We start from the raw sequence: 22,199 nt of genomic DNA, 5'->3' as shown, positions 1-22,199 counted from the left end.
TCCCTTGTTCTTCTAATATCCCCGCTTGTTGCCCCACAGCCATGCATGAAGCTGGGGAAGCACCCTGACATTGTTTAGTTCGGTTGAGGCGATAACCGTGTCGACTAGCCACTTATACTTATCCATAAGCCGACCTAACACGATACCCGTATCCTCCTCCAAGACATCCTCATTGCCTGATTGCACATAGAACGGAATCCCGTCATAACGCTTGTGCACGGAAGCCGCATAGGCCAAGTCCGATTGATCGAATACGACAACCTTTAAGCTGAAATTTCGCCGTTGCGCCTTAAGGTTAGCTATGATCACATCCAGCTTGTCCCAATCCGTCTTCATTCCCGAGCTGGGGGGCTTCGGAGACAGCGTCAAATCATCGATGAGCAGAAACCAGTCCTTCCAGAGGCTGCCCTGAGTTTCCAGAGCAACCTGAATGCCGCTCTCATGCAGCAGGTTGATCAGTTCTTCGAGATGAGGCAGAAGCGCTGGATTACCACCGGATATCGTGACGTGGGAACATGTATGTGCTGCGAGCCGTTTGAGCTCTGCGGCGATGTCGGCAGCGGTTAACATTCGAACTTCCTTCTTGCCTAGACCATTCCAGGTGAAGGCGGAATCGCACCAAGAGCATTGATAGTCGCAGCCTGCCGTGCGGACGAACATAGTCTTCTGGCCGATGACCATACCTTCGCCCTGTATGGTCGGTCCGAACATCTCGATAACGGGAAACCGGCTATTATGCATCCGGCATTCCTCCCGCTCCAGGACGGAAGACGACATAGCTGGTTGGCGTTTCCCTTAGGAAAATTTGCACGCACCGGGGTTTATTCGCTGTTCCATCCAGATATTCCTGAATGATCTCGAACAGCACCCTGGCCACATTCTCCGTCGTTGGAAACCGATTGGGATCCTGGTCGTTGAACAATTCCGAGTGCTCATTGAGCACCGAATGATCGAATCGGGTGTGGATCAGCTGCTTAATCTGCGAGAAGTTAGCGAGAAAGCCGCTCTCATCCAGCTTGTTGCCAGCTATCGTCACATTCGCGAAATACGTATGGCCGTGCATTTTGCTGCATTCGCCCGCGCTTTCACTCGGAACATAATGGGCAGCAGCAAAATGCATGTCCTTGTTCAGCTCATATTGGAAGGCGTGCTGGGTGGAAGGATAGATTTGTTGAATCATATTCTCTTACCCCCGTTTCTTGCCAATTCATATTCCTGCAGCCCTCGTGAGCGTAAGAGGCAAGCCGGACATTCCCCGCAACCGTCGGCCACAACACCGTTATAACAGGTTAATGTCTTCTCCCGCACATAGCTGTACGCACCCAGATCATCCGCCAGCTGCCATGTCTGCGCCTTGGTCAACCACATGAGCGGCGTGTCGATGACGAATGGGTAATCCATGGCCAAATTCAAAGTCACATTAAGCGACTTAATAAAGATGTCCCTGCAGTCCGGATATCCGCTGAAATCCGATTGGCTTACGCCTGTTACAATGTGGCTGGCACCCGCTTGTTTGGCAAGCACGGCGGCAAAGGACAGGAACAGCAAGTTGCGTCCGTCCACGAAGGTAGAAGGCAGCTCGCCCTCCGCCTGCCCGATCTCGATATCGGATCGTGTCAGCGCGTTCGGCGCCAGTTGATTAAGCAGCGACATATCCAGCACGTGATGCTTGATTTTTAAATCCGCTGCAATCCGAGACGCACAGTCGAGCTCAAGCTTATGGCGCTGGCCGTAATCGAACGTAACAGCCTCCACCTCGCCGAACTCTTTTATCGCCTTGAACAAACAGGTCGTGCTATCCTGGCCGCCGCTAAAGACGACGATGGCTTTATTTGATTTCATTGCTGTCATATCTCCCGTTCCATGTAAAAAAACGATACCCAAGGATATCGTTTCCTTAGTTTTTTATAGAGGGTGTAGCTAGAACCTCTCCCGAACCGTCCCCTATTAATAGCTGGACATGCTCGGACTTGTATTCTGTTGATCCCATTCTACCACTAAGCCTGTTAGGAGATCAATATGGAGAATGTGGCAACCAAGTTTCCTTCATTTCAACTGACTCCAAGGATTTACCATGTTAGCCAGCCACTTGTTCTTTTATAGCTGACAATCATATCGAATTTCTCCGAGCGGACCAATTGAGACGTCTTGCTTCTGTAATGCCTGTAATGGTCTTTGCGACAGGATTTTATTTCTTTACGATAATGAACTGTTTTAATCCCTTTTCGAACCTCTATTAGTTTCTCAATTCGAGGGTCCCTATAGCGTTTTTTCTTGATAAAAGCTTTTTTACTTGCAATTTCGTTTTCCCAAGCCATGATTTCTTCTTTATCGAACATTTTCTTCCCTGTTGCGTGGGGCTGGATTATGGTTTGCACCACGACACCATCACAACTAACGGAAGAATGTATTTGGATTTAGCATGAAATCCTCTCCTTAGAAAAGGCTCTTGTAATTCATTTAAATTATCGTATAAATACCTCTAATAAGCAACACAGAAAGATTTTATCAAAACGCTAACTGGTATCGTTAGTTGAACAAAACAAGGAGCAGTTTGCCGTGGAAGCTGTTCCTTGTTTTTTTTAGCTAAAGGCGCAAGCTACCGACATCGATTGGGGGTCTATTCTCAACCAAACGACAGTTTAGTGTGAAACATGTTAAAATAAATGTAATACTCATAAGGAGAAATGAAAATGGAGATAAGAAAAGAAAGGATGTAATTATGTATCAAGGAAAGTTACGAAAAATCACCATAATCCTGTTAGCATTATATAGCGTTTTGACCCTCTATTTTTTGTATATAGGTTTCAACAGAACTTCTTTTTTTCAAGATTCTAGCATGAGATATAGTCTAATACCTGAAGGGATTCCTTTACACTTTCCAATGGGAAGGGACTTTCAAATTTGGTTTTTTGAGTTGGGCAACTTTGTAGCATTTATACCTTTTGGGATTGTCATCCCACTTCTGTTTCGTTGTAAATTCATTCGATTTATAACCTTGTTTATTCTGTCTATTACGATTCTTGAAATCTTACAAATGCTTTCTCGTTTAGGATCCTTTGATATTGACGATATCATAATTAATACATTAGGGGCGGCGGTAGGATTTTGGGCACAGCGGTTAGTGCACCGTGATCGGGATAAATTTAAAGGGATCTGTCGAATCTTCTTAACAGCCTTTGTACTTTCAATTGGAGTCACTGTCATTGTAGGTGGCATCAATAATTATTTAGAAACGGGAGGCGGCGAAGTCGTGGCCCTGAATGAACTCACATTAAAAGATGGGTCTGTACTTTGGGATGAAACCCTCTTAAGTTTTACAGCAGACCGAGAAAAGGTTGAGCCTCAAATCAATATGTACAGCAGAAAAAATACAAGAACTAACGAGTTTACGTATCTTTTAAATGGCAAATATACAAAGATGGCAGGCTATGCCGCTATACCAGATGATGTAATCAACGCTGCAAGCAAAGGGAGAAGTGATATCATTTTTATCGCAGATGGCACAGAAATTTATTCTCTGGGTTTATCAGCTAAAAGTGGAGAGAATCAGCTTACCTCTTTTCAAATCCCTTTAAACGGAGCAAATGAACTTACCATTAAATTAATTAACGATGACCCAAATCCGACTACAAAAGTCATGATGTGGGACATTACTCTTACAGAAGTCAACACAGGACAAAAGATTATTAACAGTATTAAAGAAAAATTAAGATCACTCTTCTAACAAGTGTCACATCAAGATAATAGCACAACGATAACAGGCTGCCGGTTACACTGGCAGCCTTGGACGCTTCATTATATTATTTTTTCGAATCGTATTTCACTGGAATTAGGAACGAATCCGAGTTTTTGTTCATTCACGGTTCTCATTGGAATGTTGTTATTTCTATGACTTCCCTCAATTATCTGATATCCATGATCTTTACCGAATTTCAGGATACGAGCCTTTAGAGCTGTAGCCACACCTTGATTCCAATACTCTTTTATAACAGCGGTAATGCCTTGCTGTAATTGTTGATTATTCAATTCTCTAAAGTGACTATAACCGATATAGCGGTCTCCATGTTTTGCGATATACATCGTATCTGGATCCTCACGAACAAACGTAGATTGCTCAAATGATTGCGGATTAAACGTTTCTAAATGGTCCCTAGGGAAGTTCGGAGAAGTTGCATTATCTAGATCGTGAAGTTGTCATAATGTTGCTTAACTCATTGACCTGCTGAAAATCCTTTTCTTCGTAGGCACGAATTAACATTTATCCGCGATCCTTCCGTATGGTAATTAAATCCATTTACTTTGGATTATAACATCTTAACTTGTTGTTTTGTATACAAATGATTGAACTAGCGGGTAACTATAGTTGAACGAAACAAGGAGCAGTTTGCCGCGGCAGCAGCTCCAACCAGAATTACGAGATCAGTTCTTTATTTCATTTACTTCTTCAAGAATATTATCGTTTATGAATATTGCTTTATTATCAGTTCCTTTTTGTGTCCTGGAAAACACATATTTGTCTTTACTATGGACAAATTCCCAAATTTCTTTTTCCGTATCACTATGTTCAATTTCTGGGGTGAATTGTCCCCATAAATCATAGCTTTTTCTTCCATAGAAAATGGTATCAATTTGGTTTAAGAAATTAATAAACCCCGTCTCAGTCCATAATGCACCAATCGATTTCCCCATTTTTTCCTTCAATAAAACCATCTAAAGTAACTGCTAAATCTAAAATGATTCTTCGGCTCATGATTTGTTACTCCTTTCGTTGTTCTACCATCCATTATAGAACTTAATTATGTCACCTCGTGTCATATTCATAATCCGCTCTCAGGTTGATCCAGTCCTTACTGAATCGATAATATAGATGTTTTTCATTATACCACAGTAATATGTCAGTAGTTGTCATATTACATTTGCTACACTGCTATTGCAGTTATAAGACCTTTAAAGGAGACGATCTGTATGAGTGAAAATCAAAGAAGAATCTTCATATGCATCCCGATTTTGCCGGTTCGCGACATCCCATTATTCCGAGGAAATCATCATGAGGATCCATTGGAGCTGAAAGTGGTTCAGCGCTACGGGCAAATCGCCCAATTTCATTACGGGCTTCGCTCACAGGCAGGTGAGTAAATATGAACGATGTCATTGAAATAAGGGGGGCCCGCGAGAACAATTTGAAAAATATTTCCTTGCGTATCCCTAAACATAAGCTCATCGTATTAACGGGGGTTTCCGGTTCCGGCAAATCATCGATCGCCATGCATACACTGCAAAAAGAATGCCAAAGACAATACATGGAATCGATGGGGATGGTCACCGATTATTTAAACAAGCCTAACGTCGACTCCATAACTGGATTGTCTCCTTCCATCAGCATCGGGCAGCATAATAACAATCGCAACCCGCGGTCTACCGTCGGTACCGTGACCGAGATTTATACGTACCTTCGGGTGCTCTACGCACGTCTCGGCGAACGCCCCTGCCCTTCCTGCGGGCGTCAGGTGAAGCCGGTTTTCGAACGGCAGATCAGCCTGTCGTCTCCCGATAAGGAAAGCGATCAATTATTGGAGGAAGAAAGCGACGAGGAGCACATCGTGGAGTGCCCCTCCTGCCGGCACAAGCTCCCCGAGCTGACGATGGCTCATTTTTCTTTCAATAAAGCGCAGGGGGCCTGCCCGTCTTGCGGTGGGCTGGGATTTACGAGCCGTATGATACAGGAGGCGATTTTCGATGAAAAGCTGAGCATCGCTCAAGGCGGCGTCAAAGCATGGGATACGGACTTCATGCTCTCGTATTATATGGACGCGCTGCAATCGGCGGCGGCTCACTACGGCTTCGAATTTGATGTTCATCTCCCGATCAAAGACTATAACGAAGTGCAGCGCACGCTTTTATTCTACGGAGTTTTCAGCGAGCCCTTCCAGGCGATGTTCCCGGGCAAAAAGCCACCGAAAACAGTCGGAGGGGGCAAATTCGAAGGGATCATCACCGCCTTTCAGAAAAGATACCATGAAGCTCTGAATGATGAAGAGAGCCGCAAGAAATGGACTGCTTATTTTGCCTCGCAAACATGCGAAGCATGCCAAGGCACCCGGCTGAAGAAAGAAAGCCGTGCGGTTACGCTAGACGGCGTATCGATCGTAGAGGTTAGCGACTACGCACTGGATGAGCTGTGGGATTGGCTGCAGCGGCTGCAGTCGAAGCTCAGCGAGGAAGCAAATGTGATCCTTCAACCTATTCTTCAGGATTTAACAGAACGGATCCGGCGGTATCTCGATATCGGTCTTTACTACTTAACGCTGTCCCGGCCCGCGGTTTCCCTATCAGGGGGAGAAGCGCAGCGGCTGCGGATCGCCTCCTTGCTCGGCTCGGGCTTAACCGGGGTACTGTACATTCTGGATGAGCCGACGACAGGGCTGCATCCAAGGGATTCGCACAAGCTGCTGGCAGCGCTGAAGCGTCTTCGCGATTTGGGTAATACCGTGCTGCTCATCGAGCACGATGTCGATGTGATGGAACAGGCCGACTACATCATCGATATCGGGCCAAAAGCCGGCAAGGACGGCGGATATGTCGTGGGGGCGGGATCACCCCGGGAGCTGCAACGCACCCCCTCATCCGTTACTGGCCCATACTTGTTTGCACAAACACCTTATCGCGGAGCTCCCAGGCGAACGGGGTGCGACCAATATCTTGTGGTTAAGAATGCTTCGGAGCATAATTTGAAAAATGTGACGGTGTCCATTCCGCTGCATCGGTTCGTCGCAATTACCGGTGTTTCCGGTTCGGGGAAATCCACCTTTTTATTCGATGTGGTGGAACAAGCGATCAAGCAGGGACACTCGGATGAGCCCGTCAGCGGAATGGAGCATATAAGCAAAATGATCACGGTTCACCAAGAACCGGTCGGCAGAATCTCCCGCTCGAATATAGCGACCTACACGGATTTGTTCACGATGATCCGCGCCCTCTACGCCGGGCTGCCGGATGCCAACCGGCGGAGACTGACCGCCAAGCATTTTTCATTCAACACGGCGGGGGGCCGATGCGAGAAATGCAAAGGTCTTGGCGCGCTACAGATGGACATGCATTTCCTGCCCGATGTCGAAGTGAAATGTCCTGCCTGTAACGGCAAAAGGTTCAAGAAAGACGTTCTCGAGGTGAAATATCAAGGGTACAGCATCTCTGACGTGTTGGATTTGACCGTGGAGGAATGCCTTCCATTATTCGGGGAACAACGGGAAATTAGGAGCAAGCTGGAGCTGCTAATCGAAGTGGGACTCCATTATATCAAACTCGGTCAGCCTACAAGCACGTTATCCGGCGGAGAAGCGCAGAGAATGAAATTGTCCAGAGAGCTCGGGAAAAACGGGGGGAGCCACACGCTGTTTTTACTGGATGAACCGACGACGGGACTGCATCCGGCGGATGTAGAGCGGCTCATCGCTTTTCTGAACAAGCTGGTTGACCAAGGGCATACGGTTATTGTGATCGAGCATCATCTGGATGTCATTTGCGCTGCCGATTGGATCATCGACTTCGGGCCAGAAGGCGGCAAAGCAGGCGGAACCGTTTTAGCGCAAGGGACGCCAAAAGAGGTGCAGCATGTCGAGTCGTCTTACACCGGACAGTACTTGAGAGGGCGGCTGTCGCCCGGACATTGATCCATCTGCGGAAGTAGAATCCGATCAATGATAGAAGTAAAAAAATCATATCGATGATTGTCAAGACTCAGATTTTGACGGAAAAGTATTCATATGAAGGATACATCAACTTCGCAGCAAACCTAAACGATTGAGCTGCAAAAATTTTCTCTTTTAGTCATTTATAATAAACAAGATTTCTTTTCTTTTTTATTCTACCTTTGGGTGGTTTTGTTTTTCGCTTCTTCGCCGTTTTTTAGTTTCTTCCGGAATTTCTTTTTTAATTGTGTCACATTCCGCCGCCCTTCCCCGTCATACGGGTACAAAATGGAAAGGGATGATTCCGATGCTAAAATATGAAGTAGCAGTTGTGGGTGGAGGAGTAGCGGGGTTAACGGCTGCAATCTATGCAGCAAAAGCGGGAAAACAAACGATTGTGATTGAAAAACAGGATAGCTTAGGAGGTAGAGCCATTTCCAATAAGAAAAAGGGAGCTTACTTTAATTTAGGCGGACATGCCTTGTATCATGGAGATGCTCTTGCAACGTTCCGTGAATTGGGACTGAGTTTGCAAGGAAATCAACCTTCGATCGATGGGTATGGAATATGGAAAGGGAAATTACTTACTATGCCTATGGGATTTAAATCCCTGTTCACCACCCCTCTCTTAACTTGGAAGGGTAAAATGGAGCTTGCCTCTTGGCTCACGAAATTAGGAAAACTGGATACCCACCAATATGATCAAATCAGTCTCCGTGAATGGATCGAAGGAAATTTACATGATCTCATGGTGCGGAATTTATTCTACTCTCTACTGCGTACGGCAAGTTATGTGGTGGCGCCTGATTTACAAGCTGCGGGTCCTGTATTAAAGCAACTTCAAAATTCCCTTAAAGGTGTGTTATATCTGGATCGAGGCTGGGGCGCAACGGTCGATGAATTAGAGAAAAAAGCAACGGATCATGGGGTACAATTTTTAAAGAAGAACAAGGTTGTTACTATTGATCATCACAACGGAATAGTTCAACAGATCGTTTGTGAAGACGGAACGAAAATAGAGGCGAAAAATATTATCGTCACATCTCCGCCTGCGATCGCTTGCCAACTGGTGCCCCATGCTGAAGCAACCGCTCTTCACATTTGGAAAGAACAAGCGATTGAAATCACGGCTGCTTGTTTGGATGTAGCTTTGCGACGTCTGCCAAAACCGAAACAACAATTTGTTTATGGAATTGATCAAACGGTCTTTCTCTCCAACCAGTCGCGTGCGGCTTATCTAAGTGAAGATGGTGCTCAAGTCATATCCGTTATTAAGTATCAAGGAAAGGGGGATGGATCAGATAAGGAATTACAAGTGCTGGAACAAACCTTGGATTTGGTACAACCGCGTTGGAAGGATGAATTGATTGTCAGTCAATACCTTCCGAAGATTACGGTTAGCTATGACTTTATGCATACGAAACGCCAAGAGAACCCAGGGCCCGCTGTTCCGGAAATTAAGGGGTTATATGTGGCAGGAGAATGGGTAACACATGGTGAATTATTGGTCGATGCCGCGACAGCAAGCGCCAAAAGAGCCGTACAGCATATACTCTCGCAAGAGAGTAAGGAGAGTGGACACTTTCATGAGCTTAGAGTCATTGTATAAAGCCTATAAAACTCCTCTTTTTTCGTTAGCTTATCGAATGTTGGGAAGTGTCATGGATGCGGAAGACATTGTACAAGAAGCCTTTCTGAGCTATGATCTATTGCCCAATGCTAATGCGATTCAAAATGAAAGAGCGTATCTATACAAAATCGTAACGAATCGGTGTCTTGACCTTTTACGCTCATCAGCCAAAAAACGGGAAATGTACGTTGGACCATGGTTACCGGAGCCCCTGATTGAACAAGGGGCCCTGGATGCCGACCCCTCAGATGCTTATTTGCAACGAGAATCTATTTCCACGGCTTATCTTTTGCTCCTGCAACAGCTTAACGCGGTGGAAAGAGCCGTATTTCTTCTCCGCGAGATTTTTCGCTATTCGTATGACGAAATTGCCGAAATGATCGGAAAAACCAGTGCGAATTGCCGTCAAATCTTCCATCGCGCCCAGAATAGCATCCACTTCGAACCGGGTCCGACCCCTTCGATCTCGGTTGCGGAAGAGAAAGTCAAAGATTTCGTGAACTCACTCATGCAAGGAAATACAAATAAGCTGCTTGAACTGATAAGTGAAAACGTGGTGTTCTATTCGGATGGCGGAGGCAAAGTCAGAGCGGCGCAGATTCCTATTATCGGCATCGATCAAGTCATCAAATTACATCAGAGCCTGCTGAAAATGTACGAGGGGAAATTCAGTTACATTTTCCTATCCGTGAATGGGCAGCCGGGGATTCGCATTAACTTTAGTGAAGGTTTTCAATATGTATATTCGTTTGCTTTTAAAAATAATCAAATCCAGACTATTTATTCAGTAGCAAATCCAGACAAACTAAGACATCTATAGAATGGGGCAATTAAACTAGTCCAATGAAATAGATTAAAACCTCCTATTTAACTATGATTTTGTCCATATAAAAACGATAAGACAACCATTATTTCTATAGTTGTCTTATCGCAAAATATATTAAAGTAACATGCGTTGCTTTAATGCATAATATACACCCAATGATTTAATGCCACAACCAACAATCGATGTACGAATGTTGCTATAGCGTCAAAATTGATAAACTGTCGAGTTAAGAGGTGAGGAAAAATGGCGTCAAAAGTAATGAATGTCCGAATGACACAAACGAAGCAGTCATTGATTAACGCATTTTTTCATTTAGTAGCGAGAAAGGATTTTGATAAAATAACAGTTGCGGATATAACAAATAGAGCACATGTAAATCGGGCTACATTCTATGCGCACTTCAATGACAAGTATGAATTATTGGACTATATTATGGGAGATTCCGCATCAGCAGCCATCGCAAAACGTACTAACGGTGTAGGGACATTCGATCAAGACAGCATAAATCAACTAGTTTTAGCGGTATGCGATTTTTATCAACAACCGAACATACAATGTCGCAGCAGCTATGTAGGCTTAGTCGTGCCGCAATTGAAAGAAAAGATCGTGAATGAGTTGAAAGCATATTTGTCAAAAAGTCTGGATAACATCTATACAGATATCGAGAAGAGTATTTATGTACCTATTTTTGCACAAGTCATCCATGAAGGTGCCTTTCAGTGGGCCAACGGGAACGTAACGATTGATAAAGAGGAAGTAGCCCTGAGGGTCTCATTATTATTAAAACGAGGTTATCAATCTTCCGAACTAACATTAAGCTAACGGGCAATTTAACTTAATAAAAACTTTACCCTCGACTATTTATTCGTGGACGTATAAAGTGATTCTATAATCTAACTTCTTTAAGAATAGGAGCGTTTTTATGTCAACATACAGTTTGCAACAAGCGGAAAAAGAACTTTTTGCAGTGTATCAGGTTATATATTCGGACGCCGATATTGAAATGTGGTACGACTGGAATTCCCGGCTCGATGATACCAAATTTACTGATCAATGTTTTTGGATCATGTCGGATGATGAGAGGATTGGTGGTGCAATTATTAACAATGGAACGGTTATGTATCCCTTTTTGATAACACCTTTTGTAGACAGAACCGTTTTTTGGAAAGCGTTGTTTAGTTGCTGCAATGATATTGTACAGATTAAAGGTGTCTTGCAAAAAGATATTGATATTTTGCTTACCTTCGCGTATCGATTAGATGTGATCCGGCAGGTCATGTGCTGTCCAACTGATCCTGGAATAACTACGATTCTGCCACAAGGTTATTCTTTGCATATTTTAAATGATTCTTTTGATAGTGAGACAGTTGCCAAAGTTATTATGGAAGGATACAACAGAGGAATTGACAACGAGATATTCGGTACTCCGGACGAAGCAGAGGTAATAAAAGATGCGAAGCGGCTGATGCAGATTTATGCCCACAGGAATCTTTCCATTTGTGTGTTTGATGAAAAGGAGCAAGAAATCGCAGGACTTTGTATTGCTGGTATCAGTGAAAAGATGCCTTTGGGATTTGCCGAAATAGGTGAAATATGTGTCCTGCCTAAATACAGGAATAAGAGTCTCGCTGAAATTATGCTTAAGCAAGTAAGGGTAGACGCCCACAAATATGCTCAAGTTGTTAAGCTTTGTGTTACAGTAGGCAATTATGCGGAGAACCTTTATAGAAAGAATGGTTTTTACTCAGGACCTAGATTTGCAAATATGAGCAAAAGATTAGTATAGACCGTTATTATTTCACATCAAGGAGATCAACAAGCTGCTTTAGCTTTTCGATTTCTTCTTCGGGAAAGCTTTTCCTGCTCAGAAGAGAAGCGAATAGCAAATTGGCAGAGCCATCAAACACCTTGTTGATCAGTTCCGTGGTTTCCTGTTCTTGCACCTTCTCTTTTGGAATCAAAGCGTGGCATATGAAGTTAGGCTCCATTGCAGTGCGGCAGATTGGCATGGTTAATTTGGATTTATTGAAAAATTTTACTTTGCGTTCTTATCTGGCTGATGAATACCAAAAATATTTCCTTCGGTATCAGTATAATATCCCTGCCACGCCATTCCAGGCAAAGCATATTTCGGCAATGCAACTTTGCCTCCATTATGAATAATTTTTGCTTCAGTTGAATCATAATCTCCCACTCCCATAGTACATGCATAGCCATTTAAAGCTTGACCTGGTTGCGGTGAATCGCCATGACGTTGCATCAAAGCTCCGTTAATCCCTTGCTCGTTTGCATCGCCAGTCAAAGCACCAAAATAGGGCACTCCAGCATAACTACTCCAGTCTTCAAATGTCCAACCAAATACCTCTCCATAAAATTTTTTGGCACGCTCCATGTCATCTACATGAATTTCAAAATGAACTAATCTGCCCATAGTCTCCTCCTGGTTAACGTAAGTTTATATTCTTCTTGTTTATCATTGTAACGAATATAGAAAAATATTCAATTGTGAACTCGTGACTACCGCCTCCAATCATGATCATGTTCTCCATGTACTGAATCTGAATCGTGACCTGACTGCGTGTGAAGTCGTCCATCCGTCGGATGACCTCCAGGCACTTTTCAAGGGCATCTTTAGAGATTAATCAGAATAGTTCCAATTTGTGGTATATTTAATTTAATGACATAGTATAAGCGGAGGTACTTATGAATCCTGCTTTTGACACCTATATCCAATCGCTGGCCGGTCGGGACGTGACCGTCATCGGCGCCGGCGTCAGCAATTCACCTCTAATCCGCATGCTGTGCTCGGCCGGGGCGCGAGTCACCGTGCTCGACCGCAACCCGGCCCTGCCCAGGGAGGAGTGGGACGCTCTAGGCGTCGAGTTGCGCCTAGGGGAGAATTATTTGGATCGCGTTGGGGGCGACGTGGTGTTCCGCACTCCGGGCATGCGTCCAGACCATCCGGCGCTGGACTCGGCCCGCGCTGGCGGCAGCCGTGTGACCAGTGAAATGGAGGAGTTCTTTGCGCTGTGTCCTTGTCCCATTTTCGGCGTGACCGGTTCGGACGGTAAGACCACCACCACGTCGCTGATTGCAGAAATGTTGGCTGACGGAGGGCGTACGGTACATCTGGGTGGCAACATTGGAACGCCACTGCTGACACGCGCGGGTGAGATGTCGCCGCTGGATGCATGCGCGGTCGAGCTGTCCAGCTTCCAGCTGATGGACATGACACGCTCTCCCCATGTGGCGGTAATCACCAACCTCTCGCCAAATCACCTCGACTGGCACCGCGACATGGATGAATATACCGCCGCCAAGCGCCGCCTGCTGGATTTTCAAACTTCTGACGACTTTGCCGTCTTAAACGGCGATAATCTGGCGACTGCCGCACTGCGCGGGCGGGGCCGAACCAAGTATTTCGGTGGGCACACTATCCACGATGGTTTGATCGACGGTCTGTTACCCATCAGTGACATTCGTTTGCCGGGGTGGTACAACGTGGAAAACGTTATGGCTGCCATGAGCGCTGTGCGGGGGACCGTGTCCGATGAGGCAATTCTGGAGACGGTGCGCAACTTCGTCGGCGTGGAGCACCGAAACCAGTGGGTGGCAACTGTGGGCGGTGTACATTATTACAACAATTCAATCGGCTCCAGCCCCGCCCGTACCGTCGCCACGTTGCACGCGCATGTGGGCCGAGTGCTGCTGATCGCCGGCGGGCGAGATAAGAATGTACCGTTTGAGGAGATGGCTAGGCTTCTGCCTGATCATGTCAAGGTGCTGCTGTTGATCGGCGAAGCGGCCAGTCAAATCGAGGCTGCAGCGCGTAGAGTGCCGAGTTGCCCGCCTATTGTCCGCTGTGAAGGCCTGGCCGAGGCAGTGGCGCAGGCGCACAAGCTGGCCGCACCGGGCGACACTGTGCTGCTGAGTCCTGCATGCACTGCGTTTGACCAATACCTTAACTTTGAAGAGCGCGGGCGTCACTTTGTAGAACTGGTCGGGGCGTTGCACCGGTCAGAGTGAAAGGATTAAACAAGTGTGGGCGTTTGCTGAGAAAACCTGATTAACTGAGGAAAAAAAGCATTAATCGAGGATGTAACACATCCGCTTCACCTACAATATGATGTTTATAGAAATCTAAAGAGGTGAGCCAATGGCAGTCGTAAAAGCCAGGAAACAGGATATTGATATGTTGGCAAGGTTGCTTCGAGCTGAAGCTGAGACCGAAGGCGAAAAGGGCATGCTCCTTGTTGGAAATGTTGGCATTAACCGAATAAGAGCGAATTGCTCCGATTTTAAAGGACTCCGGACAATTCCCCAAATGATCAACCAGCCGCATGCGTTCGAAGCGTTGCAACATGGTATGTACTATCAAAACGCAAGAGAGAGGGAACGCCGTCTGGCGCAACGGACTGTGAATGGGGAGCGGAATTGGCCAGGCAAATTCTCCCTATGGTATTTCCGTCCAGGAACGTTCGAAAATCCCGGACCCTGTCCGCCAACTTGGTATAATCAGCCGTTCGCAGGACGATGGAAGAAGCACTGTTTTTATGAACCGACCGCGGAAGAATGTGAAAATGTATATAATACGTTTTAATTTTATAACACGAAAAGAGCTCAGGATCTCTTAATCTGACTTGTCACAGCCATGTGTCGGATGACAAGAACTTTATCTCATTAAGTGCCGCGTAAATCGATCGGTGACAAGAACATTGTCCGATTACCGACGAGCCTTGCCGGTCGGCAGCTTGTTTAACGAACGGGGAAAAGTTAAAAAAAGGAAAAACACGATGGGTGGAGAAAAAGTTGTTGTCGGGTTAGAGATTGAACTAACGGCAGAATAACGCAATCGCAAAATCTCTATAGATGATACGGTTCAGCGTATCATCTATAGGGCGAAATTTTGGTCGTTATGGCGCTTATAATTTCATTTCGCATTCCTTCACATTATTTTCCCTCTCATTTTGGGATGTTTTTATTACGAATATATCGCTCGATGTCTACCCTCTGAAAGCCACGGTTGGAGAGGTCCTTGACGAGCACACTATTGTTGACCATGTCGATGACAGAGTGGCTGTCTGAAGAGACAAGTATTGGGACACCCTGCTCCGCAGCCATTTGAATGATCTGATCGTCAACAGAATTATACCGAACGTTTATCTCAAGGATTTTACCCGACACTACGATAAGATCAACGAGTTCTTTAATCGGGAGCTGACTGTGCTGAATGCCAAATCCTTTGAGTTCAGACAATGGATGGGCAATAATGTCCACCAGCGGGTTATCCAGCATACGGCGGAAGGAGACGAGCCAATGTTCCACAATCTCAGTTCGGGAAATGTGGGCATCTTTGGTCTTCGAGTAAAATCCTTTTGGCTTTGGTATGCGGTGGAATGAGCCGAGTACAAGATCCACCAGTGGGCGGAAGGACGCATCAGCGTCGATATCCCCATCCAAGGTTAACACTTTGGCTTCGATGCCTGAATAGACTCGGATTAATCCGCTGAATTGGGTCTTCAGCTGTTTTAGATGCTCTGCATAGTCCGGCACCCAAGCGCTTGTCCTCCATACATGGTCAGTGATCGCGACTGCCTCGTAGCCTAGCTCGAAGGCAGTCTGAATCATTTCTTCAGGCGTATTTTTCCCGTCTGAATAGTTAGAGTGTGTATGAAGATCCATCAGCATCATAGAAAACCTCCTTCCAATGCCGAATCATCCGGGTTCCCCATTTTACTTTCGACTCCAGATGCGTCGGCAGCACTCCTAAAGCCTGCTTAACGGCCAGATCCGGCAGGTTGATCCCCGCAGCCGTACAATGAACAATAGTTCCCTGCATTCTAGGGTTGACCTCCACAATTTTAGGTTGACGAGACCGGTCTCTTCTTACTTGAATCCCGATATTGCCATGTAACCCCAGACGTTCCACCACCTCGGCTGCATAGTCGATGATGTCTTGATCTTTACGAATAAGACTTTTGGTCGAAATCCCGCCTACGGTCGCTTCCCGAAGACGAGGGACAGCAATCATGACCTTCCCATTCTCCGCTAACACGTCTACGCTGTACTCCTCATGGGGCAAATATTCCATCACTAGCAATTCCGGAAATTCCTTTCTACCTTGAATAACGCGAAGAAGGTCGGAATGACTGAGATAAACAGAAGTTGGCTTGTGTCGAAACATCAGCTCGAAGCGGTCAATATGGTCATCCAAGATGTGGAAACCTCGGCTTCCATCAGAGATTGTTGGCTTAAAACAGACCGGTTGTTCCGGATACCCCATCGCCTTTAGAGCTTTTTTAAACTGCTTGGCAGATGAGGTAACTTGAAACGAGGGAACGGCGATCCCCATCTTTTGCAGTTCGTTGTACAGTATTCCTTTATTAATCACCATTTGTAATACAGGAACAGAAGACAGGTTCATGTACGTGCCGCATTGACTTAATACATCCCGATGCTCCGAAAGCTTGATCAGTTCGTCCGTGACAAGTGAGAAGAGCACATTAATTTTTTCTGTCCTGCAGATTTGTTCAATAAAGGGAATGAATTGTTCCTCGGATGCCTTCGGTCCTACATAATGCCGGTCAGTCATGTGGAATCCGGCCGAAAACGAATTGCAATCTACGCCGATAATGTGGTACTTATAGTCCTCACTATTTTTCAGAGATTGAATTACACCTGGAGCTGCGGGGGATCCGGTACCAGTTAAGAGAATACGGACAATTGGTTTCATCTGTCTCACACACCTATTCGTTTTACCTTCAATATAGTCGCTGCTGGGAAAAGTTGTTTCGGACTGGCACCTAAGAATGTAAAAATAGGCAGCAGCATAGGAATCTCTTAATCCCTAGCCATAGACTGTAACATATAACGAACATATAAAAATCAAAGAGGTGCTAGCATTGTCTAAACTTAGGAAAAATCAACAGTCTGTTACAGCTGCAGGCATTACCGTAATCACAAGCACCAATAAACCACATTTTTTGGAGCATATGTTTGGGAATTACCACAGACAAGTTTGGCCGAATAAGGAATGGATCATTGTATTGAATATGGACAAAGTTGATATCAAACGATATCAAGCTATGGCTGCCAAATTTAAAAATGTCCGCGTGTATCAGCTACCCGGTCGTCGGTCGTTAGGGCAATGCTTAAACTTTGCTTCCTCACGAGCCAAGCATCCCTATGTCACCAGGATGGACGATGATGAGTATTATGCGCCTTATTATCTAACCGGCATCATGCGTTCTTTTCGAAAATCAAAGGCGGCTCTCGTCGGCAAACGCGCTTATTTCATCCATTTAAGCGGCAGCAAACTGCTGTTGCAGCGATTTTATCCGGAAAATCGTTTTGTCTCCATTTTGGCAGGTGGAACGATATCCTATAAGAAAAGTGTGTGGAAAAAAGTGAAATTCGCCAACATCTCACTTGGAGAAGATGTGAGGTTTTGCCGGGACTGCCGGCGTAAAGGCTTTAAACTTTACGCAGGGAACAAATATAATTTCTGCGCATTGAGGCGGAAGCAGCACAACACACACACCTGGAAAGTGAGCGACCGGGAATTTATCGATCACCGGCACACTCACATTGTTCGAAAGAATTGCACGACCTACCGAAAATTCGTGGAACGTCCATTGAATGCTATTATTTAGGAGAATTCGGGCGAGAAACAAGCAGAAGAGTCCTTTTAACTCGCCCATTTTGATCGTTTTTTGCCCATAAAAATATTATTACATCAACAGCGTGTTTCATTGTATAAGAATAGGCCTTCGAGTACGCTCGAAGGCCTATTCTTATGCGTCCTTAATCTGCGGGTCAAATCTTAAAATTGGTCATAATTTATAAGGAATAGGGAGCAGCATAGGAATCTCCTTCTATCATTTCATAGAGTATATCAGATCTATCTATAAAACTCGAAGAAGGTGACACTATAATGGGCATTTTTCTCTACTCAGGGCAACGTGCACTTATTTTAGCCCCTCACGCAGATGATGAGACACTTGGCTGTGCTGGTGTCATACAGAAATATATAAGTCAAGGCAGTTCGGTTCGAACCGTTATAGCCTCCTTAACCTTTAGCGACTCCAAACGCTACAGTAAGGAGGAAAGTGGCTACGGCACCTATAGTGGAAGGAAAAGAATATCAGAATTAAAAGAAGCGATGCATCTGCTCGGAGTGGTGGACTATCATATCCTTTACCCCGACCATTCCGGCAAACAGCTTTACGATAGCAAACTCGACCGCATCCCCCGAGCAGCGCTGGTTGCAAATATCGAACGCCATATAGAGGAGTTTCGTCCAACTGTATTGTATATTCCATCTATTACTAAACATCAAGACCACGAAGCTTTTCATCAAGCAGCAATAGCGGCGGCACGACCGTATTTCTGGAACGGCACCATCTTGGTTTATGAGACCGATGGAGAACTTTCATTTCAGCCGAATCTCTATGTTTCGCTTACGGAAGCGGAAATAAATCTCAAAATGAAGGCATTGGAGGCTTACAAAACTCAGATAGGATCCGTGCGTCACCCCGTTCATCCTGAAAGTCTCTTCCATAAAGCTAGATTTCGCGGTAATCAGATTTACGAGGAATGTGCAGAAGCATTTGAAGTCATCCGGATGCAGGGGTAAGCTCCATATCGAATTATATGATTACAATAAGTTGGTTAAATCTATTTGGGGCGGTCTTTTGTACTTGGGAGTCATCTCAACAGCATGCGCCTTTTTACTGTGGAATCGTGGACTACAAATGCTCAATACTTCAAGTGGCGGATTATTTTTCTTTTTCCAACCGATAGTCGGTACTTTTTTAGGGTGGTTATACTTGGTGAACAGATTGGCTTGTCTTTTTGGATAGGTACTATATTAATTTTTATTGGTGTACTTTTAGTCATTCGAGAAGAATGAGAGTGTGCTTGGATTTTTGAATCTTGACCGAAAGCCAATCGACCCTATATAATCATCCATAAATCACCAACACGATGAGGAAACAAAGTAGACAATCATTCATGATCAGAGAGGGGCTTCATTTGGTGCAAGGCCCCCGTGAGTGATTGCTGAACGCCGGTTTCTGAGTGCGAGTTAAATCCTCGCCGGTTCAGGCCCGTTACTGCCTGCTAAGATGGTCGTTATTTTACGACAATTTGGGTGGTACCGCGACGAATTCGTCCCATATTTTGGGGCGTTTTTTTGTTTATTAGAAAAGAAAAGGAGCGTGAACTCTGTGGATACTGTACATACAGCCGATCTTGAAAGAATACTGAAAAAACTTGGGAATGCCGATTTGATTGCTCTCTTAGTTGAAGAAATATCGGGGGGCGACTTGAACACGCTTCTTTTAAAGATTTTTAATGAAAGACTAAAAACATCTACTCCGAGTGACCTGCTAAAAAGATACAGGGATAACCGTTTTGTACACCCCGCCGAGGTGGATGCCATTCAGCTAAAACAGTTGGAAATGGATGTCCTGAACATTGCAATTCATCATGGAGTTTCTCCTATTCAATTGTCTCCTGTTGCACCTTTGGGTTCGTTTTTCCACAACCCATAGACATGTGCGTGCACAATTCTTTGGAAATGTACCAGGGATGATGCTGCCCCACTTTGATTTGTTTTGTATGGTGACTTCCGGAGTTGACCAAGGATCATACGGCTTTGAAAAACAATCACTCTGGGAACATATACAAGTGTACCAAAGCATCTTCAAAACTCTCTTTGAATCTGATATCGAGGTTATCTTTAGTGAGCGGGGCGGTTACAAGGAGTATTATATTGGTGATGGTGGTTTTGTAGACTGGACACAAAAAATGCTTGAAAATAAAAAAGAGCGATTGTTAATTAGTGCAATTGGATTGGATAGACTTTTATTATAATTTTCTTTATTTGGAGGGTTATAGTTGTTCATAAGCAAAAAGAAGAAAATTAGAGGCTGGAAAAAACACGTCAAAAATATTGAAAGGTGGAAGAGTCGATTTATTGATTTAGACATTGAACATCTACATCAATACCAAAGGGATTATGCAAAGCTTTGGATTCACCCATTTTATGCTATCCCACGAAAGAATCCTCCTGTTTGGTACAATCGACTTCTCCTTGAAGCGATGTTGGATGTTTATCAAATTTGGAACGAAAAGTTATCAAAACTAGAAGAAGATTTTTATCTAAAGTTATGGATATATGACCCACACTTCATCAACTCGCAGGTGGTAGCTGCTTATAAAGATTGTCTTCACTTTTACGACCAAACATTTGAAGCTGGAAATCAAGAAAAACAATTCCCTTTTCACAAGTACACATACCTAAGAGAAAAGTTAGAAATGTTCGATTGGCACCTCTATATGGATAGCGATATTTTCACAGAGAGTGAACTAATTGACAATATCCAACGAGGTTGGATGAGTGAAAAAGAAATTGAAGCTATTAAAGGGAAGGCTTACAAAGTCGAAACCATTCATCTTTCTGATGGAGATACAGATAAAACTTATAGTGTTAAAGTTGGAGATGTTTGGGTTGGTTCCATTAAGAAACACTAATTAAAGCTCCCTAATGAAGGGTGAAGGGAAGGAGACACGGATTAATGAGCATTCTTATAGGTAACAGAGTATATTTACGTGAATTTATTTTTACTGACTGGAAAGACGTACAAAAATATGCTTCACAAGCAATCGTTTGCCGTTTCCAACCTTGGGGACCTAACAATGAAGAGCAGACGCAAGCATATGTTAATCAAATCCTAGAAGACTCTAAAAAAGCTCCGAGAACACGTTTTGTTTTTGCAATTATTGAACAAAGCACTGGAAATATGATTGGTGCAGGAGAATTTAATATAAAAAGTACAACAAATAAAAGTGGTGAGATTGCCTATATAGTACATCCTGATTATTGGGGTAAAGGTATCGCTACGGAAGTTGCTAAATTATTAGTAAACTTCGGTTTCAAAGAATTCCATCTTCATCGAATTTACGCAACTTGCGATCCCAGAAACATAGGTTCAGCTAAAGTGCTTCAAAAAGTAGGAATGACACAAGAAGGAAAATTGAGGGGTGCACTATTAATCAAGGATGGATGGCGTGATTCTTTGATTTTCGGCATTTTAGAGTATGAGTGGGAAACTATGTCATCATAAAATTTCTATAATTTTGATTGAGCTAATGAGTGAACAAGACTCTTATTTCAGCTTCAGGTCATTCCGCTAACGGGCAGATTAGTGCAACTTTCCATTATTTGGTTTCGTTTAAGAATTGAAGCGGACGGGACGAACGGCTATAGAGTGAAGAGCGAGAAAACTTTTAGGGAGTGAACAAATGTGAGGACGTATTCTAAAGGCATCAGAATATTATTGATTGGTGTGGTTTTTATCGTTTGTGTAGTGGGAGCTGTAACGGCATTCCAAAGCTCATATGCTAAAAGTACGACAAATCAAAGCCATACAAATTCTCTCAACTATCCTGAAAATGAAAATGGACATACATATGGTTCTGCTGAAGAAGCCACCTCCGTAGAAATGCTACCTGATTTAATCCATGCAGGAAGTGTGAATGGCATTAAAGGATATTTGCTGAAAAAAGATTATCTTGGTGAACATGGTGATGTCCCACTGTATGACATTGATGGGAAAACCATAATTGGTTCTTTTCATATTCGCGCTAAGAATATGAGCTATCCTAAAAATAAAAACGGACAGACATACGGTTCTGCCGCAGATGCTGCTTCTCCAGAAACGGAACCTGAATTAATCAGTGCTATAGGTGTGGATGGTACTAATGGATATGTACTGAAAAAAGACTTAGACGGTGGGCAACCAAAATCACCTGAGGAAGCCATTGCGATACAGAACAGTAGACCACCAGGTGGTCGTGATATTCCGCTGTATGACGTTGATGGTGAAACCGTAATTGGTGTGTTTCATATTGAAGGAAAGTAACAAAAAAGTTTGTTCAAGTGTTAAGCTAGCGGGCAGCCTCGTTAAGCTATTGGGCAGTTTAGTAATAATGATTTTTTACCCGTTATCACCTTAATTTGTATGTTAACATACATCATGAGAAGACT

General features: G+C 44.2%; 25 protein-coding genes, 3 pseudogenes, 1 riboswitch and 1 other annotated feature. Of the genes and pseudogenes, 18 read left to right on the top strand and 10 right to left on the bottom strand.

The genetic code is table 11. The annotated features are described in order from the left end of the window. Positions 1–12: 12 nt before the first annotated feature. The 4 genes from queE to J2Z66_RS37890 form a co-directional block, all read right to left on the bottom strand. Complete coding sequence (gene queE, locus J2Z66_RS37905; RefSeq protein ID WP_209978459.1) at positions 13–741, bottom strand: 7-carboxy-7-deazaguanine synthase QueE; 729 nt, start codon at positions 739–741, stop codon at positions 13–15. Next, positions 734–1,180 (bottom strand): 6-carboxytetrahydropterin synthase, encoded by a 447-nt coding sequence (locus J2Z66_RS37900; RefSeq protein WP_209978457.1) that lies wholly within the window; start codon positions 1,178–1,180, stop codon positions 734–736. The genes queE and J2Z66_RS37900 overlap by 8 nt, the downstream gene beginning before the upstream one ends. Continuing rightward, positions 1,177–1,842 carry a 7-cyano-7-deazaguanine synthase QueC gene (queC, locus tag J2Z66_RS37895; RefSeq protein ID WP_209978533.1) on the bottom strand — a complete coding sequence of 222 codons (666 nt, stop codon included), beginning with the start codon at positions 1,840–1,842 and terminating at the stop codon, positions 1,177–1,179. Before queC ends, J2Z66_RS37900 begins: the two co-directional genes overlap by 4 nt. Positions 1,843–1,891: 49 nt before the next feature. Then, a riboswitch (PreQ1 riboswitch) is annotated at positions 1,892–1,936 on the bottom strand. Positions 1,937–2,069: 133 nt separating this feature from the next. Next, positions 2,070–2,339, bottom strand: coding sequence for a hypothetical protein (locus J2Z66_RS37890; RefSeq protein WP_209978456.1), 270 nt, complete (start codon positions 2,337–2,339; stop codon positions 2,070–2,072). Between the two features lie 383 nt (positions 2,340–2,722). Here J2Z66_RS37890 and J2Z66_RS37885 point away from each other — a divergent pair, with 383 nt between their 5' ends. Further along, a complete protein-coding gene (locus J2Z66_RS37885) occupies positions 2,723–3,727 on the top strand; it encodes a VanZ family protein (protein ID WP_209978454.1) in 1,005 nt (334 codons plus the stop codon). Between the two features lie 71 nt (positions 3,728–3,798). On the opposite strand, the pseudogene J2Z66_RS37880 reads toward J2Z66_RS37885, so the two are convergent. After that, positions 3,799–4,176, bottom strand: a pseudogene (locus J2Z66_RS37880) (GNAT family N-acetyltransferase); the annotation flags it as partial. A 249-nt stretch (positions 4,177–4,425) separates the two neighbouring features. Further along, positions 4,426–4,753, bottom strand: a pseudogene (locus J2Z66_RS37875) (dihydrofolate reductase family protein); the annotation flags it as partial. Between the two features lie 215 nt (positions 4,754–4,968). Between J2Z66_RS37875 and J2Z66_RS37870 the strand changes: the two are divergent. The 6 genes from J2Z66_RS37870 (at position 4,969) to J2Z66_RS37845 (ending at position 11,933) form a co-directional block, all read left to right on the top strand. Then, positions 4,969–5,139, top strand: coding sequence for a hypothetical protein (locus J2Z66_RS37870; protein ID WP_209978452.1), 171 nt, complete (start codon positions 4,969–4,971; stop codon positions 5,137–5,139). A gap of 2 nt (positions 5,140–5,141) precedes the next feature. Further along, on the top strand, positions 5,142–7,673 hold the full coding sequence (gene uvrA / locus J2Z66_RS37865; protein ID WP_209978450.1) for an excinuclease ABC subunit UvrA: 2,532 nt from the start codon (positions 5,142–5,144) through the stop codon (positions 7,671–7,673). A 325-nt stretch (positions 7,674–7,998) separates the two neighbouring features. Next, entirely contained in the window at positions 7,999–9,300 is a 1,302-nt protein-coding gene (locus J2Z66_RS37860; protein ID WP_209978449.1) for a phytoene desaturase family protein, read from the top strand. After that, complete coding sequence (gene sigJ / locus J2Z66_RS37855; RefSeq protein WP_209978447.1) at positions 9,278–10,141, top strand: RNA polymerase sigma factor SigJ; 864 nt, start codon at positions 9,278–9,280, stop codon at positions 10,139–10,141. The genes J2Z66_RS37860 and sigJ overlap by 23 nt, the downstream gene beginning before the upstream one ends. Before the next feature lie 249 nt (positions 10,142–10,390). Further along, entirely contained in the window at positions 10,391–10,969 is a 579-nt protein-coding gene (locus J2Z66_RS37850) for a TetR/AcrR family transcriptional regulator (RefSeq protein WP_209978445.1), read from the top strand. 100 nt (positions 10,970–11,069) lie between these two features. Next, complete coding sequence (locus tag J2Z66_RS37845) at positions 11,070–11,933, top strand: GNAT family N-acetyltransferase (protein WP_209978443.1); 864 nt, start codon at positions 11,070–11,072, stop codon at positions 11,931–11,933. 7 nt (positions 11,934–11,940) lie between these two features. Here the strand turns inward: J2Z66_RS37845 and J2Z66_RS37840 are convergent, their stop codons facing one another. Both J2Z66_RS37840 and J2Z66_RS37835 read right to left on the bottom strand, forming a co-directional pair. Continuing rightward, complete coding sequence (locus J2Z66_RS37840; RefSeq protein WP_245376147.1) at positions 11,941–12,135, bottom strand: BlaI/MecI/CopY family transcriptional regulator; 195 nt, start codon at positions 12,133–12,135, stop codon at positions 11,941–11,943. Positions 12,136–12,182: 47 nt separating this feature from the next. After that, a complete protein-coding gene (locus tag J2Z66_RS37835) occupies positions 12,183–12,578 on the bottom strand; it encodes a VOC family protein (protein ID WP_209978439.1) in 396 nt (131 codons plus the stop codon). Between the two features lie 272 nt (positions 12,579–12,850). Between J2Z66_RS37835 and murD the strand changes: the two genes are divergently transcribed. The 3 genes from murD (at position 12,851) to J2Z66_RS43645 (ending at position 14,994) form a co-directional block, all read left to right on the top strand. After that, complete coding sequence (gene murD, locus J2Z66_RS37830) at positions 12,851–14,173, top strand: UDP-N-acetylmuramoyl-L-alanine--D-glutamate ligase (protein ID WP_209978437.1); 1,323 nt, start codon at positions 12,851–12,853, stop codon at positions 14,171–14,173. A gap of 130 nt (positions 14,174–14,303) precedes the next feature. Further along, the gene (locus J2Z66_RS37825; protein ID WP_209978436.1) at positions 14,304–14,747 is read left to right on the top strand and encodes a cell wall hydrolase; all 444 of its coding nucleotides are present in this window, start codon (positions 14,304–14,306) and stop codon (positions 14,745–14,747) included. A gap of 115 nt (positions 14,748–14,862) precedes the next feature. Further along, a complete protein-coding gene (locus tag J2Z66_RS43645; protein WP_281068937.1) occupies positions 14,863–14,994 on the top strand; it encodes a hypothetical protein in 132 nt (43 codons plus the stop codon). Between the two features lie 115 nt (positions 14,995–15,109). On the opposite strand, the gene J2Z66_RS37820 is transcribed toward J2Z66_RS43645, so the two are convergent. Then, entirely contained in the window at positions 15,110–15,838 is a 729-nt protein-coding gene (locus tag J2Z66_RS37820; protein ID WP_209978433.1) for a PHP domain-containing protein, read from the bottom strand. Beyond that, entirely contained in the window at positions 15,807–16,880 is a 1,074-nt protein-coding gene (locus J2Z66_RS37815) for an ATP-grasp domain-containing protein (RefSeq protein WP_209978431.1), read from the bottom strand. Before J2Z66_RS37815 ends, J2Z66_RS37820 begins: the two co-directional genes overlap by 32 nt. Before the next feature lie 169 nt (positions 16,881–17,049). Here J2Z66_RS37815 and J2Z66_RS37810 point away from each other — a divergent pair, with 169 nt between their 5' ends. The 8 genes and pseudogenes from J2Z66_RS37810 to J2Z66_RS37775 all read left to right on the top strand — a co-directional run bounded on the left by J2Z66_RS37810 (position 17,050) and on the right by J2Z66_RS37775 (position 22,074). Next, positions 17,050–17,799 carry a glycosyltransferase family 2 protein gene (locus tag J2Z66_RS37810; RefSeq protein ID WP_209978429.1) on the top strand — a complete coding sequence of 250 codons (750 nt, stop codon included), beginning with the start codon at positions 17,050–17,052 and terminating at the stop codon, positions 17,797–17,799. Between the two features lie 281 nt (positions 17,800–18,080). Continuing rightward, complete coding sequence (locus J2Z66_RS37805; protein ID WP_209978425.1) at positions 18,081–18,782, top strand: PIG-L deacetylase family protein; 702 nt, start codon at positions 18,081–18,083, stop codon at positions 18,780–18,782. 43 nt (positions 18,783–18,825) lie between these two features. Then, positions 18,826–19,058, top strand: a pseudogene (locus tag J2Z66_RS37800) (EamA family transporter); the annotation flags it as partial. A 65-nt stretch (positions 19,059–19,123) separates the two neighbouring features. Then, positions 19,124–19,326, top strand: a binding site (T-box leader). A 48-nt stretch (positions 19,327–19,374) separates the two neighbouring features. Then, on the top strand, positions 19,375–19,701 hold the full coding sequence (locus tag J2Z66_RS37795) for a hypothetical protein (protein WP_209978423.1): 327 nt from the start codon (positions 19,375–19,377) through the stop codon (positions 19,699–19,701). Between the two features lie 37 nt (positions 19,702–19,738). Continuing rightward, positions 19,739–20,023 carry a hypothetical protein gene (locus tag J2Z66_RS37790; RefSeq protein WP_209978421.1) on the top strand — a complete coding sequence of 95 codons (285 nt, stop codon included), beginning with the start codon at positions 19,739–19,741 and terminating at the stop codon, positions 20,021–20,023. A 24-nt stretch (positions 20,024–20,047) separates the two neighbouring features. Then, positions 20,048–20,683, top strand: a complete 636-nt coding sequence (locus J2Z66_RS37785; protein WP_209978419.1) for a hypothetical protein — start codon at positions 20,048–20,050, stop codon at positions 20,681–20,683. Between the two features lie 44 nt (positions 20,684–20,727). After that, on the top strand, positions 20,728–21,276 hold the full coding sequence (locus J2Z66_RS37780) for a GNAT family N-acetyltransferase (RefSeq protein ID WP_209978417.1): 549 nt from the start codon (positions 20,728–20,730) through the stop codon (positions 21,274–21,276). Between the two features lie 180 nt (positions 21,277–21,456). Continuing rightward, complete coding sequence (locus tag J2Z66_RS37775) at positions 21,457–22,074, top strand: hypothetical protein (RefSeq protein WP_209978415.1); 618 nt, start codon at positions 21,457–21,459, stop codon at positions 22,072–22,074. Positions 22,075–22,199: the final 125 nt, after the last annotated feature.

The organism is Paenibacillus eucommiae, from assembly GCF_017874215.1.
Classification (GTDB): domain Bacteria; phylum Bacillota; class Bacilli; order Paenibacillales; family NBRC-103111; genus Paenibacillus_AI; species Paenibacillus_AI eucommiae.
Note: the sequence above shows the minus strand (reverse complement) of the source record. Positions and strands in the feature narration are given on the sequence as shown.

Excerpts from the sequence above, each read along its gene's own strand:
- queE (WP_209978459.1), bottom strand. The coding sequence starts at position 741 with ATGCATAATAGCCGGTTTCCCGTTATCGAGATGTTCGGACCGACCATA.
- J2Z66_RS37900 (WP_209978457.1), bottom strand. The coding sequence starts at position 1,180 with ATGATTCAACAAATCTATCCTTCCACCCAGCACGCCTTCCAATATGAG.
- queC (WP_209978533.1), bottom strand. The coding sequence starts at position 1,842 with ATGAAATCAAATAAAGCCATCGTCGTCTTTAGCGGCGGCCAGGATAGC.
- J2Z66_RS37890 (WP_209978456.1), bottom strand. The coding sequence starts at position 2,339 with ATGTTCGATAAAGAAGAAATCATGGCTTGGGAAAACGAAATTGCAAGT.
- J2Z66_RS37885 (WP_209978454.1), top strand. The coding sequence starts at position 2,723 with ATGTATCAAGGAAAGTTACGAAAAATCACCATAATCCTGTTAGCATTA.
- J2Z66_RS37870 (WP_209978452.1), top strand. The coding sequence starts at position 4,969 with ATGAGTGAAAATCAAAGAAGAATCTTCATATGCATCCCGATTTTGCCG.
- uvrA (WP_209978450.1), top strand. The coding sequence starts at position 5,142 with ATGAACGATGTCATTGAAATAAGGGGGGCCCGCGAGAACAATTTGAAA.
- J2Z66_RS37860 (WP_209978449.1), top strand. The coding sequence starts at position 7,999 with ATGCTAAAATATGAAGTAGCAGTTGTGGGTGGAGGAGTAGCGGGGTTA.
- sigJ (WP_209978447.1), top strand. The coding sequence starts at position 9,278 with ATGAGCTTAGAGTCATTGTATAAAGCCTATAAAACTCCTCTTTTTTCG.
- J2Z66_RS37850 (WP_209978445.1), top strand. The coding sequence starts at position 10,391 with ATGGCGTCAAAAGTAATGAATGTCCGAATGACACAAACGAAGCAGTCA.
- J2Z66_RS37845 (WP_209978443.1), top strand. The coding sequence starts at position 11,070 with ATGTCAACATACAGTTTGCAACAAGCGGAAAAAGAACTTTTTGCAGTG.
- J2Z66_RS37840 (WP_245376147.1), bottom strand. The coding sequence starts at position 12,135 with ATGGAGCCTAACTTCATATGCCACGCTTTGATTCCAAAAGAGAAGGTG.
- J2Z66_RS37835 (WP_209978439.1), bottom strand. The coding sequence starts at position 12,578 with ATGGGCAGATTAGTTCATTTTGAAATTCATGTAGATGACATGGAGCGT.
- murD (WP_209978437.1), top strand. The coding sequence starts at position 12,851 with ATGAATCCTGCTTTTGACACCTATATCCAATCGCTGGCCGGTCGGGAC.
- J2Z66_RS37825 (WP_209978436.1), top strand. The coding sequence starts at position 14,304 with ATGGCAGTCGTAAAAGCCAGGAAACAGGATATTGATATGTTGGCAAGG.
- J2Z66_RS37820 (WP_209978433.1), bottom strand. The coding sequence starts at position 15,838 with ATGATGCTGATGGATCTTCATACACACTCTAACTATTCAGACGGGAAA.
- J2Z66_RS37815 (WP_209978431.1), bottom strand. The coding sequence starts at position 16,880 with ATGAAACCAATTGTCCGTATTCTCTTAACTGGTACCGGATCCCCCGCA.
- J2Z66_RS37805 (WP_209978425.1), top strand. The coding sequence starts at position 18,081 with ATGGGCATTTTTCTCTACTCAGGGCAACGTGCACTTATTTTAGCCCCT.
- J2Z66_RS37790 (WP_209978421.1), top strand. The coding sequence starts at position 19,739 with ATGATGCTGCCCCACTTTGATTTGTTTTGTATGGTGACTTCCGGAGTT.
- J2Z66_RS37780 (WP_209978417.1), top strand. The coding sequence starts at position 20,728 with ATGAGCATTCTTATAGGTAACAGAGTATATTTACGTGAATTTATTTTT.